This window comes from Bradyrhizobium sp. AUGA SZCCT0169 (genome assembly GCF_018130085.1).
Classification (GTDB): domain Bacteria; phylum Pseudomonadota; class Alphaproteobacteria; order Rhizobiales; family Xanthobacteraceae; genus Bradyrhizobium.
Genome location: NZ_JAFCMC010000007.1, coordinates 12764 through 29064, shown reverse-complemented (window position 1 = coordinate 29064; position 16301 = coordinate 12764). Strand labels below are relative to the sequence as shown.

Annotated in this window: 14 protein-coding genes; 8 read left to right on the top strand and 6 right to left on the bottom strand. The window is 64.5% G+C overall.

Going from position 1 to position 16301, the window contains the following annotated elements:
- Positions 1–14 precede the first annotated feature (14 nt).
- Positions 15–749: an SDR family NAD(P)-dependent oxidoreductase gene (locus tag JQ609_RS10920; RefSeq protein WP_212273420.1), complete on the top strand. Its 735-nt coding sequence runs from the start codon at positions 15–17 to the stop codon at positions 747–749.
- 59 nt (positions 750–808) lie between these two features.
- Positions 809–1207 carry a CsbD family protein gene (locus tag JQ609_RS10915; RefSeq protein ID WP_212273419.1) on the top strand — a complete coding sequence of 133 codons (399 nt, stop codon included), beginning with the start codon at positions 809–811 and terminating at the stop codon, positions 1205–1207.
- A 229-nt stretch (positions 1208–1436) separates the two neighbouring features.
- Here the strand turns inward: JQ609_RS10915 and JQ609_RS10910 are convergent, their stop codons facing one another.
- Both JQ609_RS10910 and JQ609_RS10905 read right to left on the bottom strand, forming a co-directional pair.
- Positions 1437–3176 (bottom strand): SGNH family hydrolase, encoded by a 1740-nt coding sequence (locus JQ609_RS10910; RefSeq protein WP_212273418.1) that lies wholly within the window; start codon positions 3174–3176, stop codon positions 1437–1439.
- A 158-nt stretch (positions 3177–3334) separates the two neighbouring features.
- Entirely contained in the window at positions 3335–4759 is a 1425-nt protein-coding gene (locus JQ609_RS10905) for a lytic murein transglycosylase (protein WP_212273417.1), read from the bottom strand.
- A 225-nt stretch (positions 4760–4984) separates the two neighbouring features.
- Between JQ609_RS10905 and JQ609_RS10900 the strand changes: the two genes are divergently transcribed.
- A complete protein-coding gene (locus JQ609_RS10900) occupies positions 4985–5863 on the top strand; it encodes a UTP--glucose-1-phosphate uridylyltransferase (RefSeq protein WP_212208561.1) in 879 nt (292 codons plus the stop codon).
- A gap of 266 nt (positions 5864–6129) precedes the next feature.
- On the opposite strand, the gene JQ609_RS10895 is transcribed toward JQ609_RS10900, so the two are convergent.
- The gene (locus JQ609_RS10895; protein ID WP_212273416.1) at positions 6130–7623 is read right to left on the bottom strand and encodes a diguanylate cyclase; all 1494 of its coding nucleotides are present in this window, start codon (positions 7621–7623) and stop codon (positions 6130–6132) included.
- Between the two features lie 130 nt (positions 7624–7753).
- On the opposite strand from JQ609_RS10895, the gene JQ609_RS10890 reads away from it, so the two are divergent.
- The 5 genes from JQ609_RS10890 to JQ609_RS10870 all read left to right on the top strand — a co-directional run bounded on the left by JQ609_RS10890 (position 7754) and on the right by JQ609_RS10870 (position 11921).
- Positions 7754–8011 carry a hypothetical protein gene (locus tag JQ609_RS10890; protein ID WP_212208559.1) on the top strand — a complete coding sequence of 86 codons (258 nt, stop codon included), beginning with the start codon at positions 7754–7756 and terminating at the stop codon, positions 8009–8011.
- Positions 8012–8215: 204 nt separating this feature from the next.
- Positions 8216–8710, top strand: a complete 495-nt coding sequence (locus JQ609_RS10885) for a copper chaperone PCu(A)C (protein WP_212273415.1) — start codon at positions 8216–8218, stop codon at positions 8708–8710.
- Positions 8711–8872: 162 nt separating this feature from the next.
- The gene (locus JQ609_RS10880) at positions 8873–10660 is read left to right on the top strand and encodes a PQQ-dependent dehydrogenase, methanol/ethanol family (protein ID WP_212273414.1); all 1788 of its coding nucleotides are present in this window, start codon (positions 8873–8875) and stop codon (positions 10658–10660) included.
- A gap of 92 nt (positions 10661–10752) precedes the next feature.
- Positions 10753–11277 (top strand): c-type cytochrome, encoded by a 525-nt coding sequence (locus JQ609_RS10875; RefSeq protein WP_212273550.1) that lies wholly within the window; start codon positions 10753–10755, stop codon positions 11275–11277.
- A complete protein-coding gene (locus tag JQ609_RS10870; protein WP_249127855.1) occupies positions 11277–11921 on the top strand; it encodes a hypothetical protein in 645 nt (214 codons plus the stop codon). The genes JQ609_RS10875 and JQ609_RS10870 overlap by 1 nt, the downstream gene beginning before the upstream one ends.
- A gap of 30 nt (positions 11922–11951) precedes the next feature.
- On the opposite strand, the gene JQ609_RS10865 is transcribed toward JQ609_RS10870, so the two are convergent.
- The 3 genes from JQ609_RS10865 to JQ609_RS10855 all read right to left on the bottom strand — a co-directional run bounded on the left by JQ609_RS10865 (position 11952) and on the right by JQ609_RS10855 (position 16163).
- Positions 11952–13454, bottom strand: a complete 1503-nt coding sequence (locus tag JQ609_RS10865; RefSeq protein WP_212273413.1) for a L,D-transpeptidase family protein — start codon at positions 13452–13454, stop codon at positions 11952–11954.
- Positions 13451–14107 (bottom strand): L,D-transpeptidase, encoded by a 657-nt coding sequence (locus JQ609_RS10860; protein WP_212273412.1) that lies wholly within the window; start codon positions 14105–14107, stop codon positions 13451–13453. The genes JQ609_RS10865 and JQ609_RS10860 overlap by 4 nt, the downstream gene beginning before the upstream one ends.
- A gap of 214 nt (positions 14108–14321) precedes the next feature.
- Positions 14322–16163 carry a M48 family metallopeptidase gene (locus JQ609_RS10855; protein WP_212273411.1) on the bottom strand — a complete coding sequence of 614 codons (1842 nt, stop codon included), beginning with the start codon at positions 16161–16163 and terminating at the stop codon, positions 14322–14324.
- Positions 16164–16301: the final 138 nt, after the last annotated feature.

Here is a 16301-nt window from a genome sequence, read left to right as displayed (position 1 = left end):
AAAGGATGCAGGCGATGAACGAACTCGATTTCAGCGGCAAGCAGGTGCTGGTGGTCGGCGGCTCCAGCGGGATCGGCAATGGCATCGCGCAGGCGTTCCGCGCCAAGGGGGCGCGGGTTGCGGTCTGCGGCACCCGCGCCAAAGCGGCGGATTATTTCGCCGGCGAAGGATCGGACCTTCAAGGCCTCGAATATGCGCAGCTCGACGTCAGCAGTGCGCAGGCGATCGAGCAGTTCAAGCCGTCGTTCGACGGCCTCGACGTGCTGGTGCTGGCGCAGGGCGCAGTGATCTACCGGCGCGGCGAATTCGAAATGGATGGCTTTCGCAAGGTGCTCGAGGTCAATCTGATGAGCCTGATGGCCTGCGCGACGAAATTTCACGCGATGCTGAGCGCCAGCAAGGGATCGCTGATCATCGTCAGTTCGACCGCGGCCTATCATTCGACCATGGGCAATCCGGCCTACAACGCCTCGAAGACCGGCGCGGTCGGCTTGACGCGCACGCTGGGCGAGGCCTGGGCCGAGAACGGCATCCGCGTCAACGGCATCGCGCCGGGGCTGGTCGACACCAAGATGACCAAGGCGACGACGGCAAATCCGAAGCGGCTCGAAGGCGCGCTTGAACGGATTCCGCTGAAGCGTCTCGGCACCCCCGCCGACATGGCCGGCGCCGCCTTGTTCCTGGCGTCGCCGCTGGCGTCCTATGTCATCGGCCAGACCATTGTGGTCGATGGCGGGCTCATACTTTAAGCATCAGGAACCTCGACGCGTCTCGTCGGTTACTTCCTCTGAAACAGGGAGTGATCGTGATGGACAAGGATCGAATTGCAGGTTCAGCCAAGGATTTCGCCGGCAAGGTCGAAGGCGCTGTCGGTAGCATGACGGGCGATGCCAAGACGCAGGCCGAGGCCCGCGCGCGCGAGGCCGCAGGCACCGTGCAGAATTTGTACGGTCAGGCCAAGGATGCCGCGCGCGACGCCACCGATGCGGCGGCCAACTACGCCAAGGATGCCGTGGATACCGTCAAGGACGCCTACGACAACAGCGGCGACACCATCCGCGACGGTCAGAAGGCGATGGCGAAAACCGTGCAGGACAATCCGCTCGGCGCGCTTCTGGTCGCAGGCGGGATCGGATTCGCCCTGGCGCTGTTGATGACCCGTCAACCGCGCCGCCCGCCGCCATCGCGCTGGCGGTATTACGGCTGAGCCTCACACTGTCGCTCCGTCATCCCCGGGATGAACGCAATTGCGTTCACCCGTGGGTGCGCTCAGCGGCGCAATTGCGCCGCAGACTTGCGCGCCTCGAAGGATGAGTACGGCCCGTGGCCCATCTTCGAGGCTCGCTTCGCTCGCGCCTCCAGCGACAATGGCGAAGCCATTGCGCGGGGATGACGTGCGAGCCAAGCCACACCGTCCATCTGCGTGGAAATGGCGTCTATCGCGTGAACGCGCCTGCCGGGGCTTCTGCCGCTCGTCCGACGTTACCCGGCGGGCGCGGCACGCCCGGCGCGATGGGTCCAGGCGCGCGTGGCGGCGCTGGTGCAATCTGGCGCGGCGGCGCACCGAAGCCGCCGAAGAAATCGCGCAATGCCGGCTGTTCGGTCTGCGCGGGACGGAATTGCCGCTTCGGCGCGAGGGGTTTCGGCGGCGCGGCGGGCGCGGCTGCCGGGGCCGTACCGTCAGGTGAGGTGGCCGCGACCGGCGATTCACCCTTGGCTTGGTCCTTGCCTGGTTCCTTGCCCGGTTCCTTGCCTGGTTCTTTGGCCTGTTCGCGGCCGATCTCGCGGCGCGGCCAGGCGAAATCATCGGCGCGGCCGGCCGGCGCCGCCAGCGGCTCGCCCTTCACCAGCGTCCTCGCGGCAAGCGCATCGACCGCGGCGGGACGCGTGCCCGGTCCGCCGAGCAATTGATCGGTACCGACGGAGGAGGCCACCAGCGGCAAGATAGGTCCGGCCAGTGGCCGCGGCGCCGGCTGGCCCGGCACGGCATTGGCGTCGGGCGTCGCCGGTTCGACCGGCAGCGCGATCGGTCCGGAGCGCGAAGCCAGGAGGCGGGTGACTTCACGCTCGACATAATGCGCGAGCTTGCGCGCGCCGGGCTTGGTGAAATACACGCCGTCATAGGAACGCAGCTGGCGGATCTGGCCTTCGAAGTCGGGGCCCTTCTGCAGGAAGCGGCCGGCCTCGTCGACAAAGCCATCCCAGATATCGACATAGGTGATGCCGGCCTTGGCTGATGCGTCGCGATAGAGCGCATTGAGGAACAGCGAGTCGGACGTGCCCTTGACGCCGCGCACCGCTGGCAGACCGACCCACAGCACCGGCACGCCCTTGGATTTCAGGATGCCGATCATCTCTTCGATTTTCTTGGCGTAGAGCTCGACCCAGCGCTCGTCGCGGAATTCGTAGAGCCCGCCCGCCGAGCGCGAATTCTTCTCCGGCGCTGCGGTCTGCGGCGCATCGCTGTCGGCGTCGTCGGCGGCTTCGGCATCGGCCGGCTTGTCATCCGGCTTGGCGGCGGTCTCCGCCGAGCCTTCCGGTTTCGCGCCGGGCTTGGCATCGGGTTTGGCGTCGGCCGGTTTGGCGGTCTTCTTGTCGTCTTTCTTCTCGTCTTTCTTCGTTTTGTCGACCGCGGGCTCGCGCATCGCGACGCGGTCGTTGAGGCCGAGCATGACGACGATGGCGTCCGGCTTCTCGTTGGCGAGGATGCTGCGGGCGGCGGCGGCCCAATCCGACGGTTCGCCCTTGGGCTGATATTTGATCAGGCCGGACACGGTCCGGTGCTTGCGGATCACGCCCATGTCGGGCTGTTCGGAGTAGGCGTCTTCCAGGCCGTAGGCGAGCCAGTCCGCCATCGCATCGCCGAGCACCAGCACGTTACGTTCCGGAGCGGTATCGCGCTTGGCGGGCGCCGGCGCCCTGGAAAAATCCTGGCGTGGCGCTTGTTGCGGGGCCTGCTGCTGGAACGGCGCAAAGAAGTCGCCGCCGAACCAGCCGCCGCCATTGTTGCGCGGTGCCTGCCGCTGCTGCTGCGGCGGACCGCCGAAGCCGCCGAAATTGAAAAACTGCGCCGACGCCGGTCCCGCGATCCCGATCAACAGCGCGATCGCCACCGCCACCGCCGTCAGCGGACCGGTTTCGGTGAACACGCGGAAAAAGGACTTTGGCTTTTGCATCCGGCTCGGTCGCACTGGGTGGTGAAGGCGCAGTTATAATAGCTGAATCAGGCCGCAAGCGGGCATATTCCTTGCCATAAATCGGGCAACCGCCACCCCGTCAAGGGCGGCACGAAAATGTGCGCTACAGGGTCACTTTTGCGGGCCAAATCCCCGTTTCAGCGCCCCCGCAGCCGCTCCAGCACGTCGGAGGAGGCGAAACCGTCCGCAGGGGCCCCGATAGAGGCCTGGAAGCCGCGCAGCGCCTCGCGGGTCATGCCGCCGAACTGGCCGTCCGGGGTGCCCCGGTAGAAGCCGCGCTGGGCCAGCAGTTGCTGCAGCTCCAACCGCTCGGCCCGCGACAGCACCCGTTCCTGTCGCGGCCAGGGCTGTACGAACGGCGCGCCGCCGCGGAGGCGGTCGGCGAAATGCCCGATCGCCAGCGCATAGGCCTCGGCCGGGTTGTATTTCATGATCACCCGAAAATTCTGCAGCATCAGGAATCCCGGCCCGTCAGCCCCGGCGGGCGCCAGCAAATAGGCCTTGTCGGCTTGATTGCCGAACGGCTTGCCGTCGGCGCGTCTGAGGCCCTGCTGTTCCCACTGCGCGATCGGCATCGCCTTGGCCTTGTCGGCCAGCATGAAGTTGAAACCCTTGGGCAGCACGACCTCATAGCCCCAGGTCTGGCCGGACTGCCAGCCGTCCTTCCTGAGGTTGTTGGCGGTCGAGGCGATCAGGTCGGCCGGGTTGTCGACGACGTCGCGGCGGCCGTCGCCATCGGCATCGACGGCGTAGCGCTTGAAGGCGGTCGGCATGAACTGCGTCGGTCCGAACGCGCCGGCCCACGAGCCGCGCATCTGTTCGGGACGCAGGTCGCCGCGGTTCAGGATCTCCAGCGCGGTCAGGAACTCGTCCTTGAAATAGCCCTGGCGGCGGCCGATGCAGGCCAGCGTCGCGGTCGAATTGAGCACGTTGCGATCGCCCATTTGCGTCGAGTAATTCGATTCGATGCCCCAGATCGACGCGATGGCGTAGCGGTCGACGCCATAGGCTTTCTCCACCGCGTCGAATTGCGGTTTGTACCTGGCGAGGATCTCGCGGCCCTTGGCGAGCCGGTTGTCATTCACGAGGATGTCGAGATAGTCCCAGATCGCCTTGGTGAATTCGGGCTGCGAATCCATCAGGTCCATGATGCGCAGGTCGGGCGAAAGGTCCGCGGTGAAGCGTTCGAAATTCGCTTGCGTCACGTGACGCCGTGCGGCATCGGGCCACATCGAAGCGACGCAGTTGGGAAAATTCGCCGCCGCCTGCCGGATCGCGTTTGCGGTCATCAGTGGATGGCCCGAACCGCCGTCTTCGCCGCTCCAGGGCGGCGGTGCGGATGGTGCTGATGGCGCGGAGGGGGCGCCTTCCGGGGCAGGTGCTGCCTGCGCCTGCGGCGAGGTGGCTGATTTCTGGCCGAAGATGTTGCCGAGGAAGTTCGAGACGCCGTTGTTGCCGGATGATTGGGCAAAAGCCTGGGTGCAAAAAGCAGCATGCAGCAGCGTCACCGCAATGATGATCGCGGCGGTCCGGTAGGTCACCGCGGTTCCCGTCCAACGCATGTCGTCTCCGCCCTCCAACGTCCCCGTTTCACAAGGCCCTGTCACAGTTTCCAACAGCTTAACAGAGGCCGGAATTTGTTGCTTTCCCTGTTCCGCCGCAAGGGGGCGCAAAGCGGGATGCAGACTTTGTTGCACCACACATCCGCCTTTGTTCCCGGCTGCAAACGGGCTACCAACGTCCATCAGACGCATACTCCTCACGCTTAAGGGACTTCCGATATTCCCATGAAAATCCGCAAAGCCGTCTTCCCGGTCGCCGGTCTCGGCACCCGCGTCCTGCCCGCCACCAAGGCGATGCCGAAGGAAATGCTGACCATCGTCGACAAGCCGCTTATCCAGTACGTCTATGACGAGGCCAAGGAAGCCGGCATCGAGCATTTCATCTTCGTCACCGGCCGCAACAAGGGCGTGATCGAGGACCATTTCGACCGCATGTTCGAGCTCGACACCACGCTCGCCGCGCGCGGCAACAAGAAGGCCGAGCAGGACATCCTGGCGCGCGACCAACCCGCCGCCGGCGCCACCAGTTTCACCCGCCAGCAGGCGCCGCTGGGTCTCGGCCATGCGGTCTGGTGCGCGCGCGACATCGTCGGCGACGAACCGTTCGCCGTGGTGCTGCCGGACGAACTGGTGCTGAACACGCCGGGCTGCCTCGCGCAGATGATCGAGGCCGCCAGCAAGCTCGGTGAGAAATCCAACGTGCTCGCGGTCGAGGCGGTGCCCGAAGACATGACCCATCAATACGGCATCTGCGGCGTCGGCAAGCGCACCGGCAAGATGTTCGAGGTCGACGGCATGGTGGAGAAGCCGGCCAAAGGCACCGCGCCGTCAAATCTGTCGATCACCGGGCGCTACATCCTGCAGCCGGAGATTTTCAAGATTCTCGAGACCCAGGAGCGCGGCGCCGGCGGCGAGATCCAGCTCACCGATGCGATGCGAGCGCTCGCCAACACACAAAAATTCTACGGCCTGGAGTTCGAGGGCGAGCGGCACGATTGCGGCTCCAAGCCCGGCTTCCTGCGCGCCAACATCGCCTACGGCATGGCCCGCGCCGATCTGCGCGACGGTCTGCGCGCCGAGATGAAGAAGTATCTGGAGAAGTGACTTCAAAAGCGCACGCGCTTTTGAAGTCATCCCGGGGCGCATCGAAGATGCGAACCTCAGATGTGCAATTGCACATCGGGGGATCTCGAGATTCCCCGGTGCGCAATTGCGCACCTGAGGTCTGGTCCTACGGACCATCCCGGAATGACGAACTCTCAAGTTACGACCGTCATTGCGAGGAGCCCTTGCGACGAAGCAATCCATGCTTCCTCTGCGGCGCTATGGATTGCTTCGCTTCGCTCGCAATGACGGGGATAGGGCTTGCCTCAAGCCACCATCGCCAGTTTCGGAACGTTGGCGACCACGGTCTGGTTGCGGCCATTGGCCTTGGCGGCATAGAGCGCCTTGTCGGCGGCCGCGATCAGGTCGGGCCAGTCCAGCCCGGCTGATGGCATCATGCTGGCGACGCCGATGCTGACGGTCGTGACTTCTTCGTCAGACCAATGCGCGACCTTGTGCCGGATGTTTTCGGCGACCGCGAGCGCCTCGGTGACCGAGAACCCCGGCAACAGCACCGCGAATTCCTCGCCGCCGAACCGCGCTACGCAATCGCCGGCGCGCCTGACCGAGTCGGAGATGCAGATCGCAATGCCGACCAGCACCTGGTCGCCGGCCTGGTGGCCATAATTGTCGTTGTAGGATTTGAAGTGATCGGCATCGATCATCAATAGCGCGACCGGCGTTCTGCCGCGCACCGCGCGCCGCCACTCCGTATCGATCTCGAGATCGAACTTGCGCCGGTTCTTCAAGCCGGTGAGCGCGTCGGTGGTGGCGAGTTCCTCGAGCCTGTCCTCGGCCTGGGCGCGGCGGCTGATTTCGCGTCCGAGGAAGAAGGTGGTGCCAAGTACGAACAGGATCAGCGCGGTCATGATGGCGCCGATCCGGATCACTTCCCGTTGCCAAACGCGGAAGATGGCTTCGAGCGGTTTTCCAACCACGACATACAGCGGACCGCTGCTGTCGCGCCGGACATAGAGCCGGGGTGTAGCGTCGACGGGGCCTTGTCCGGCATAGGATCCGGTGGGCTTCAGATTGTTCGCGCTCCAGCTTCGCACCGTCGCGAGGTTCTTGCCGATGATGTCGAGGTTGAACGGCTTGCGCATGATGACGGTGCGGTCGCGGCGCAGCACGGTGATCGTATCGTCGGGACTGAGGTTGAGGCGGTCGAACAGTTCATGGAAGTAGCTGAACCGGATCGAGCCCGCGGCCACGCCGAGAAAGCGGCCTTCGGCGTCGGAGATGCGCCGGCTCAGCACGATCGAATAGGCTCCGCGATGCAGCATCGGGCGGCTGACGAACAGGCCCTCGTCCGGATTGCTCCGATGGACCGCAAAATATTCCTCATCAGCGCGGTTCTCCGGCCGCGGGTCGAGCGAGGACGCATCGATCCACAATCGCCCTGACGCGTCGAATACCTGGATCGCGCCGAAATGCTTGGCGGAGGCGGCGCGGTCGAACAGGATCAGATGGCGGATTTCCTTGTTGACGTCCTTGAGCTCCGGCATCACCAGATTGCTGGCGACCGCGCGCAGCGACAGGTCGTAGAGCTCGATGTTGCGTCCGATATCAGCGTCGATGCCGGCGGCGAGGTTTTCGAGCATCTGGCGGGCCAGCTCTTCCTCGCCGCGCCGCATGTCGAGCATCACGTTGGCGCAGATCGCGGAGAAGCCGATCACGGTGGCCACGGAGGAGGCAATCAGCAATTTTGCTGATAGCCGCCAGCGCCTTCTGGCCATGTCTTTTCGCCGTCCGAACAGCATCGTCCGCTCCCAATCCCCTGAAATGCGCCGGGAATCGTTGCAGCGGCCTTAAATGGCGACAAGGATGCGCCGATCGGTTAACGCTTGGTTGCCGGGATCGGCGGCTTTGCGCAAAACTACGGGGACACGGGTGAACGATTACGATTTGCTGCGGGACTATCTGAAGAAGCAGACGCTGCCCGAATTCGTGCTGACCTTCGAACAGATCGAGGAGATCATCGACGCCGCGCTGCCGCGCGCGGCGCACCGGGCCTCGTGGTGGGAAACCGAGCGTAGCCCGCAGGAGAAGATGCCGCAGCGCGAAGCCTGCCTCGAGGCCGGCTACATCGCGACAAGGCAGGCGGACGGCAAGAGCGTGAAGTTCAAGAAGATGAAGGTGAGGAGATAGCTCGCCGCCCGCATTCTCGTGATGGCCTATCGGCTGAAGGGATCATCTCGACACGATTGGTATGAAGTACGCCACGCGAGCGAGTTGCCGGAATCATTTTCCACACGCGGCCCTATCGCCGCCCCAATTTAGGAAGAATTGGAATACCCAAGGGCGTAATCTAAAACGCAAGAAACAAGAAAAGATCGTGGGAGGATGGCGCCGATGAATCGGACCGCCTGTTCCTTTAGGCATCCCTTGCCTGCAAGTCGCCGCTGGCCGCTGCTGGCGCTTGGACTTGCTGCCGGGCTTGGGTTGCAACTTGGGCTGACGCCCGGCTTCGCCGCTGCCGGTGATGCGCTGCAGGTGACCAACGCCTGGGTGTCCGCGTCCGACGAGATCGGCATCAATCTTCCGCTGCTGATGACGATCAAAAACGATGCGGCCGAAGCCGACGCCCTGCTGCGCGTCCGTTGTCCGTTTGCAAATTTTTCCGAGAAACACACGGTCGATCGCGGCGAGGGCGCGCCCGCAAAGCGCGAGATCAAGTCGATACCCATACCGCAAGGCAGGACGATCGAACTCAAGCCGGACGGTTATCACGTCATGCTGCTGCAGACGCGGCAGAAGCTCGTCCCCGGCGAGGCCTTCACCTGCACCATCGTTTTCCAGAAGGCCGGCACCAAGGAAACGGAGGTGCAGATTTCGCGAACGCCCTGATCGCGACAGCGCAACCGTGAAGCTCTGAACAGGGCCCGTCGGCGGGACGCCCGGACAAGCCGGACGTTTGATCCGACAACAACTGCCGACAAGAACTGCCAACAAGCAAGTACTGCCAACAAGAATGCCAACAACAACCCGCCAACAAGGAAGGCAATAATCATGGAGCGATCTTCAGGTCCCACGAAAGTGTCAACGCGAGCCTGTTTGCTTGCCGTTGCATTGGCTGCCGCAGGCGCTGCGGGCGTAACGCCCGTCTTTGCCGCGGACGAGGTCAATCAGGAACGGCTGCTCAACGTCGACAAGGAAGCCGGCAACTGGCTTCATCATCATCAGAATTATGCGGGTCACCGGTTCTCCACGCTGAAGGAGATCAACCGCGACACGGTGAAGAACCTGAAGGTCGCCTGGACGTTGCACCTGGGCGGCATCGAGCCCGGCGGCATCTGGAGCCATGGCGGCCTGGAAGGCACGCCGATTGCCGAGAACGGCTTTCTCTACGTCACCGATGGATGGGGCTCGGTCTACAAGATCGATGCGCATGGCGGCCGCGGCGCACTGATCTGGAAGATGGATCCGAAGACCGACCGTGACTGGGCCGGCGCCGTCGCCTGTTGCGGCGTCGATAATCGCGGCGTCGCGTTGTGGGGCGATCTCGTGATTTCTCACACGCTGGACGGCCGGCTGATCGCAACCAAGAAGGATTCCGGCCAGGTCGCCTGGCAGCGCTCCGTGGCCGATCCGGACAAGGGTGAGGTCATCACCGGCGCGCCGCTGATCGTCAAGAACATGGCGATCACAGGCGTGGCCGGCGCGGAATACGGTATCCGCGGCTGGATCGCCGCCACCGATCTGTCGACCCAGAAGGAAGTCTGGCGCACCTATACGATACCCGGCAAGGGCGAGCCCGGCAGCGAGACCTGGAAGGACAACAACAATGCGATGGCCGCCGGCGGCGGCTCGACCTGGGTGACCGGCACCTACGATCCCGCGACCGACACCATCATCTGGGGCGTCGGCAATCCCGGGCCGGATTGGGATAACGCGTACCGGCCGGGCGACAACCTCTACACCGACAGTTCGCTGGCGCTCGACGCCGATACCGGCAAGATCAAGTGGCACTATCAGCACACGCCGAACGATCCCTACGATTACGACAGCGTGGCGGAAAACGTGCTGGTCGATATCCCCGGCCCGAGCGGCCCGCGCAAGCTCGCGCTCGAAGCGGACCGCAACGGCTTCGCCTATGCGATCGATCGAACCAATGGAAAATTCGTCTGGGGCCTGCCGTTCGTCAACAAGGTCACATGGACCAAGGGGCTCGACCCGGAGAGCGGCAAGCCGATCGAGTACGACCCGAACAAGTCGGTGCAGACCTATATCGCGTCGGTGACGCCGAGCCGCACCAATATGGAAACCGACATCTGCCCCGGCAACATGGGCGGCAAGAACTGGCCGCCGACCGCCTACAATCCGGACCTGAAGCTCTGGTACATCCCTGTCATCGAGAGCTGCAACCGCATCAAGGTTGAGGTGATGACGCCGGACAAGCTGAAACCCCGGGAGTTCTGGACCGGCGGCGGCCCGAGCCAGCCCTTCAGGATCACCGGCAGCGTCACGGCGATCGACGTCACGACAGGCAAGATCGCCGGCAAACTGGAAACGCCGTTCCCGAATCTCGGCGGCATGCTTGCGACGTCAGATCTCGTCTTCACCGGCCAGCCCTCCGGCGAGGTGATGGCGCTCGACGCCAAGTCGTTGCAGAAGCTCTGGGAGTTCAACACCGGCGGCGGCGTCAACGCACCGCCGATGACGTTCTCGGTCGACGGCAAGCAATATCTCGCCATCCTGGTCGGCCTTGGCGGCGCCTGGGACAAGTGGTTCATCGATTCGACGCCCGAACTGAAGAAGATACAGCCGGGATCGATGCTCTACGTCTTCGCGCTCTGACATTCCCGAAGGAGGGCCTGCCACGCGTGGGCCCTCCCGCTTCCCCGACAAGAGACGCCATGATGATGTCAAACAAACTCCCGGCGGCGGGCATGCTGCTCGTGAGCGTCGTCGCACTGAATTTTTCTGCCTATGGCCAGTCGGCGCAGGCGACGGTTTCGGATCCGACCGGCGCGGGCAAGGCGGTGTTCGGTCGCGCCAACTGCATGGGCTGCCACAAATGGCACGGCAATGGCGGCGGCGGCTACGGCGGCGATGCGCTGTCGCTGCGCAGGACCGAGCTGACGCGCGAGCAGATCATCGAGACCGTCGGCTGCGGACGGCCGGGCACCGGGATGCCGTTCTTCGTGCGCGGCGCCTACGATGAGGTGAAGTGCTTTGACATGAACCGCCAGGATGCGGGGCCACAGATGCCGCCCGAGGGCGGAACATTCCTGCGGCCGAAAGATATCGAAGCCGTCGCCGATTACGTGATCGCCCACATCAAGGGGGCGGGCGAGCCCACTTACGCCGAATGCGTCGCCTTCTTCTCGAGTTCGTCGCGGGTCTGCGACGTCTACAAGGCCGAGGCGCAAAAGCCGGATCACGCGACCGCCAACACGGGGAAGAGCCAGTGATGAACAGATTGAAGCTATCGGGCGTTGTTGCTGCGGGCTTGCTCTGGCAGGCGGTCGCATTGGCGCACTCTCCGGCACGGACGGAAGAATTCGGCGGCAACGACCTGCGTGACATCCGCCTCGGAATGTCCGCGGGCGAACTGCCGGAAGCCGGCTATGTCGATTTTGCTTGCGCCGATGATCCGAAGCGAACGCTGACCGGGTGGAAGAACTGGCGCGACTGTTCCGCCGACGCGAAGGCGATGCGGGCGATCCGGTTTGGCTACGATCCCTTTACCAGCCGCGACGGCACGATGGTGGCGGGGCATCCGGCGATCCTGACGCTGCTGATCGACGACAGCGGCCATGTCGCCGGCCTGCAGATCGAGACCGATCCGAAGGCGCGGCTCTATATCCGGAAGAAGGCGTTCCTGCTCGGGATCCAGGCCAAGTCACGCTACGGGCCGGAGGGGTGGAATTGCAGCGAAGGTCAGCCCGACGCGGGAGACCAGCCGGTCGGCGGCGTCTACCTGAAGGAACGCTGCACCAAGACGGTCAGCGGCCGTTCGCTCACCGTCGAACGCAACCTGTTCCGCCGGCCCGATCAGGACATCAAGAATTTCGTCGACGAAACCCGGATCAGCATCGTGCGAGCCAGGGAGTAGGGAGCGAACTCGGCCGCGCAAAGAACGGTCTCACCAGGCAGAAAAGCTGTTCCCGAACGGCGAGCCCCAAAAAGGCGAGCTGCGTGGGCGCGCGTAGCGAAAATCGGTCCCCGGACTGCGTCGCCGTTTCTTGATGCCGCCTTGGGGCTCGCCGCTCAACAGCACCACGAACTCCGTACCCTTGCCGGTTTCCGTGCTCAACGCCTCGTCCGTGACGATCAGGGAAGATCGCGGCGTCATGTTGCCGATGCGATCCAATGCGTCCTGCGGAATGCTGATGCGGTCGAGCGCAGCCTTTGCGTTGCCGGGGTCCGTCGGCACCGGCTCAGCGTCGCGACCACGCTTCGCACGCGCCTGGTCATCCGGCTCAAGCGTGGCGCCGGGTGGACGACCGCCGCCCATTGAGACGGCGCTCCATCGCAACCTGGTATCGTCGCTCGAGCGCTCGACGGCGGTGAAGACATGCGTGCCGATAGGACGATCGGGATCCGCGATCGTCACCTCACTTTCATGGATGGGCTTGAATGCCTGACGGACGTAAAGCCGCTGGGTCTTGCGGCTGATCAACACCGATATCGGCTGCAGTTCGCGTTCGGCCTGGCGGGCCGCCTCGGCTGCCGCGGCCCGCGCCGTCTCCGCCGCGGCGGCAGCTTCACGCGCAGACGTGACCGCATCGAGCCTCGATTGCAGATCCGCGCTGGCGGCGTCCGATTGCAGCTGCAGCTCGGCGACCCTGACGGCGGCCTTTGCCTTGTCATCCTCAGCCTGCTCCTTTGCCTCCGCCGAGCCGGGAGCGCCGAGTCTGGCCTCGGCAGCCGCCAATTGCACCTCGGCTCTGCGCTTTTGATGTTCCGCCGCGCGAACCGGCTCCCTGGCGCGCGAGGCCTCCCGGAACGCCGTTTCCGCGGCGAGCCTCGCCTGGGCCGCTTTCCTCGCCGCCTCCTGCGCCTCTGCGGTGCGGACGGCGGCCATGGCGCCGGCACCCGGCTTGGGTTGGAACAGCAGCGGATGGGCAAGCTCAATGGGCGCAACATCGGTTGGCGCCACGATCACACGCATGCCCATCTTGGTCGCGTCGAACAGGCGCTCGGCGAATTCGAATGGCAACCGGATACAGCCATGGGACGCCGGACGCCCCGGCAGGACACCGCCATGCAGTGCGATACCCGACCAGGTGATGCGTTGCATGTGCGGCATGTAGGCATCGTCATACAGGTTCGAGTAATGCTCCTCGACTTTCTGGATGACGCTGAAGATCCCGGCGGGCGTCTCGCGTCCCTTCGAGCCGCTCGACACTGGCGCCCGCAGGATCCACCCCTTGGCGTCGTAGACGGTGATGCGCTGGTCGCGGAGCGAAACGATGGCGATCAGCGGCTCGCTGGCACTGCGCGTCTCGATGGACTCGATCGGGCGTTCGCCGCCTCTCGCACGCGCATCGTCCCCTGCCGCGATCAGCACGGCCAGACCCGCAACGGCAAGCCACACGGGCCGCAGCCGCGTCCGCCTGTGCTTCGGGTTCAAACGAGACGTCATGCGCGTCCCGCGACAGGGCCCATCCACGCGGTCCGCCCGGGCGGGAGGACGACGACGATCGCGCCTGGCTGCACCCGATTCACGAGATCGATGACATCCTCGTTGGTCATGCGGATGCAGCCGGACGAGATGGCGTGGCCGATATATTCCGGCTGGTTGGTGCCGTGGATACGGTACAGGGTGTCCTTGTTGCCCTCGTAGAGGTAGATCGCCCGCGCGCCGAGGGGATTAGCCGGACCGCCGGGAACGCGCTTGGGGTAGGGGCCGAGCCTGGCCTGAATCTCCGCCGTCGGGATCCAGTCCGGCCATTCAGCCACACGGCCAACCGTTGCGACGCCGGACCAGGCCAGCGCTTCCTCTCCCACCGTCACGCCATAGCGGATCGCCTTGCCTCCCGGCAGAACGTAATACAGAAAGCGCGACTCGCTATCGACCAGGATGGTGCCCGGCTGCTCCTTGCGCATGTAATCGACAATATGCCGGCGATAGGTCTCGGGAATGCTGGCCTGCGCATAAGGCGTGTGGGCCAGCAGCTGCCGGTCCCTCGGGGTCAAACCGGCATTTGACGACGGCGCGAGCGTCGATTGCATGCAGCCGCCGAGCACAAACCCGAGCAGCCCCAAAAGCAACAACGCCAGCCCGGACCTCGGCATGGCCTGTCCCTCCAAAGCGTTACATTGGCCATCTGCTTCTCAAAAAGTGCAGAAATCAAGGCGTCGCTGGAAAGTAACCGCGCAATAACGAGATCAGGTGGCTGTCCATGCAATCGCGCTCAGAAAAAGGAAGATAACGACCTGCGTGCAGAAACAGCTCGCGTCCCGGGACGCCTCATTCGATCATCTCATCGCCACGAGTGAGGTGCTCGCTTCAGAGATTCGAAATCTGCAACAGCTTGCGGTCGCCGATCCAGGTTCTGGCAAGGTCGGCCTCGGCCTTGCGGGCTGCGGAGCCATTACCGCGTGACTTGTGCAGTTCCGCGAGCCCGTAATACGACCAGCCATTGGCGGGTGCCCGGCTGAGCGCGCGCTGGAATTGCCGCTCCGCCTCGGCGTAACGGCCGGCCTGCAGCAGGGCGGCGGCAAGCGACTGCCGGATCGGATAATACCAATAGGGCGGCTCGGTGTAGGCTAGGTTGTCCTGCAATGCCGCCGCCCGTTCGAACCGGATGATGGCGGTACGATAGTCGCCCTTGGCCTGCGCTACGCGGGCGAGGATCACCGTGCGCGCGATGCGGAGCACCTCCTGCGCCGGGACGCCCGAATCCTTCAGCAGCTTGAAGTCCGCGGTGCGCTCGATCGTCTCGATGGCGCTGGCTGCGGCAGTAGCGCCCGCGAAGTCACGGTTCGCCACCAGCGCGACGCCGCGCACGTAGAGCCACATCGCCTTGACATAGGGAATCGCATCGCCGGGATCCGGCAGCGCCAAAATGGTCTCCGGCGTGCTGAACTGCGCGTGCGCGAAGTAAGGCGCCGCCTTGACCGGCTGCACCATCGCAATGCCCTTGGCTGCCTCGCTGGGAATGAGCTGACCGAGCTTCTCCGCAGCCGCAATCACGGTCGGGCCGTCGCCGGCCATCTGCGCCGACGCCATCACGAAGTGCACGTTGTGCGGATAATAGCCGAGCCTGTAGACGCCCATCGGCGCGTTGGTCTCGGTCAGATATTTTTCGTCGACCTTGACCGCGGTCTTGTTGTCTTCCAGCGCGTCAAGATAGCGGCCGACCCGATAATAGATGTGGCTCGGCATGTGCACGAGATGGCCTGCACCGGGAACCGCGCCGCGCAACTTGTCGGCATACGGCTCGGCGCGCTTGGGCCTGTCCGACGCCTCGACGGCATGAATATAAAGGTGAATGGCGCCGGCATGATTGGGATTACGCGCCAGCACGCGCTCCAGCGTCGGCACGATCGGCACGCTTTGTGGCTTGGCGTCGCGGCCGCCCGGCTTCCAATAGTCCCAGGGGCTGAGATCCATCACCGCCTCGGCATAGAGCGTGGCAATCTCGTCGTCTTCGGGAAACTGTTTTGCTGCCTTCGCCATTTCGGCCGCGTAGGCCGCGTCGAGTGGCGCGCGAGCGGCCTTGGGATCGCTGCCGTAGCGCACCGCGATGGCGCCGATCAGCGCCTGCTCACGCGGGCTCGCTTTCCCGGCCAGCGCCTTCGCTTTCTGGGCGGCGGCATAGGCTGGCGCGACCGCGTCCTCCGGCATCGGGAGATTGATGTTGGGACCGAGCACCAGCGCCTCGCCCCAGAAACACATGGCGCAGTCAGGGTCGAGGTTTTGCGCCGTGCGAAACGCGCGTCGCGCCTCATCGTGATTGAAGGCATAGGCGAGACGCAGGCCCTGATCGAAATAAGCCTGCGCGCGCTCGTTCGCGGTGGTGATCTTCCAGGTGGTGGAGCCGATGTCGGTCCACAGCGGCGGCTCGGTGTCCGCGAATGCCGGCGCGGGGCTGGCTGCGCTCATCTCGGCGCGCGGCACTTCCGTCTGCACTAGGCGAAACATCATGTTCGGCCGGACGGTTGCCGTCGGCGGGCCGCAGAACGGAGTATCGGCGTCGGTGAGCGGCAGCGATGCATCCACGGCGGTTGCGCGGGCGTCCGCGAGAATAAGACCGCCCCCGGCCAGCAGCGTCGCGAGTGCTGTGCCGCCCAGTGCGGCAAGACTTACGGAAACCAGCAGGCTTTGCGATCGGGTGAATGTCGCCATGGTGGGCTCCAAAATCGGGCGGAGAGAAAAAATCTGCCAGAATTCAACGGGTCGCGGGAACAGGATCCATAGAGGCCCGAATTTTCAGACGTTTCCGTCCTTTCCGCAAGGCGACAGCAATGTCTGTAGCTGCGACAC

What these genes read in the sequence shown, in the direction of transcription:
- JQ609_RS10875 (WP_212273550.1), top strand. Translation starts at nt 10,753, where the DNA reads ATGCTGCTCGTGAGCGTCGTCGCACTGAATTTTTCTGCCTATGGCCAG.
- JQ609_RS10880 (WP_212273414.1), top strand. Translation starts at nt 8,873, where the DNA reads ATGGAGCGATCTTCAGGTCCCACGAAAGTGTCAACGCGAGCCTGTTTG.
- JQ609_RS10905 (WP_212273417.1), bottom strand. Translation starts at nt 4,759, where the DNA reads ATGCGTTGGACGGGAACCGCGGTGACCTACCGGACCGCCGCGATCATC.
- JQ609_RS10885 (WP_212273415.1), top strand. Translation starts at nt 8,216, where the DNA reads ATGAATCGGACCGCCTGTTCCTTTAGGCATCCCTTGCCTGCAAGTCGC.
- JQ609_RS10900 (WP_212208561.1), top strand. Translation starts at nt 4,985, where the DNA reads ATGAAAATCCGCAAAGCCGTCTTCCCGGTCGCCGGTCTCGGCACCCGC.
- JQ609_RS10920 (WP_212273420.1), top strand. Translation starts at nt 15, where the DNA reads ATGAACGAACTCGATTTCAGCGGCAAGCAGGTGCTGGTGGTCGGCGGC.
- JQ609_RS10910 (WP_212273418.1), bottom strand. Translation starts at nt 3,176, where the DNA reads ATGCAAAAGCCAAAGTCCTTTTTCCGCGTGTTCACCGAAACCGGTCCG.
- JQ609_RS10860 (WP_212273412.1), bottom strand. Translation starts at nt 14,107, where the DNA reads ATGCCGAGGTCCGGGCTGGCGTTGTTGCTTTTGGGGCTGCTCGGGTTT.
- JQ609_RS10870 (WP_249127855.1), top strand. Translation starts at nt 11,277, where the DNA reads ATGAACAGATTGAAGCTATCGGGCGTTGTTGCTGCGGGCTTGCTCTGG.
- JQ609_RS10915 (WP_212273419.1), top strand. Translation starts at nt 809, where the DNA reads ATGGACAAGGATCGAATTGCAGGTTCAGCCAAGGATTTCGCCGGCAAG.
- JQ609_RS10865 (WP_212273413.1), bottom strand. Translation starts at nt 13,454, where the DNA reads ATGACGTCTCGTTTGAACCCGAAGCACAGGCGGACGCGGCTGCGGCCC.
- JQ609_RS10895 (WP_212273416.1), bottom strand. Translation starts at nt 7,623, where the DNA reads ATGCTGTTCGGACGGCGAAAAGACATGGCCAGAAGGCGCTGGCGGCTA.
- JQ609_RS10855 (WP_212273411.1), bottom strand. Translation starts at nt 16,163, where the DNA reads ATGGCGACATTCACCCGATCGCAAAGCCTGCTGGTTTCCGTAAGTCTT.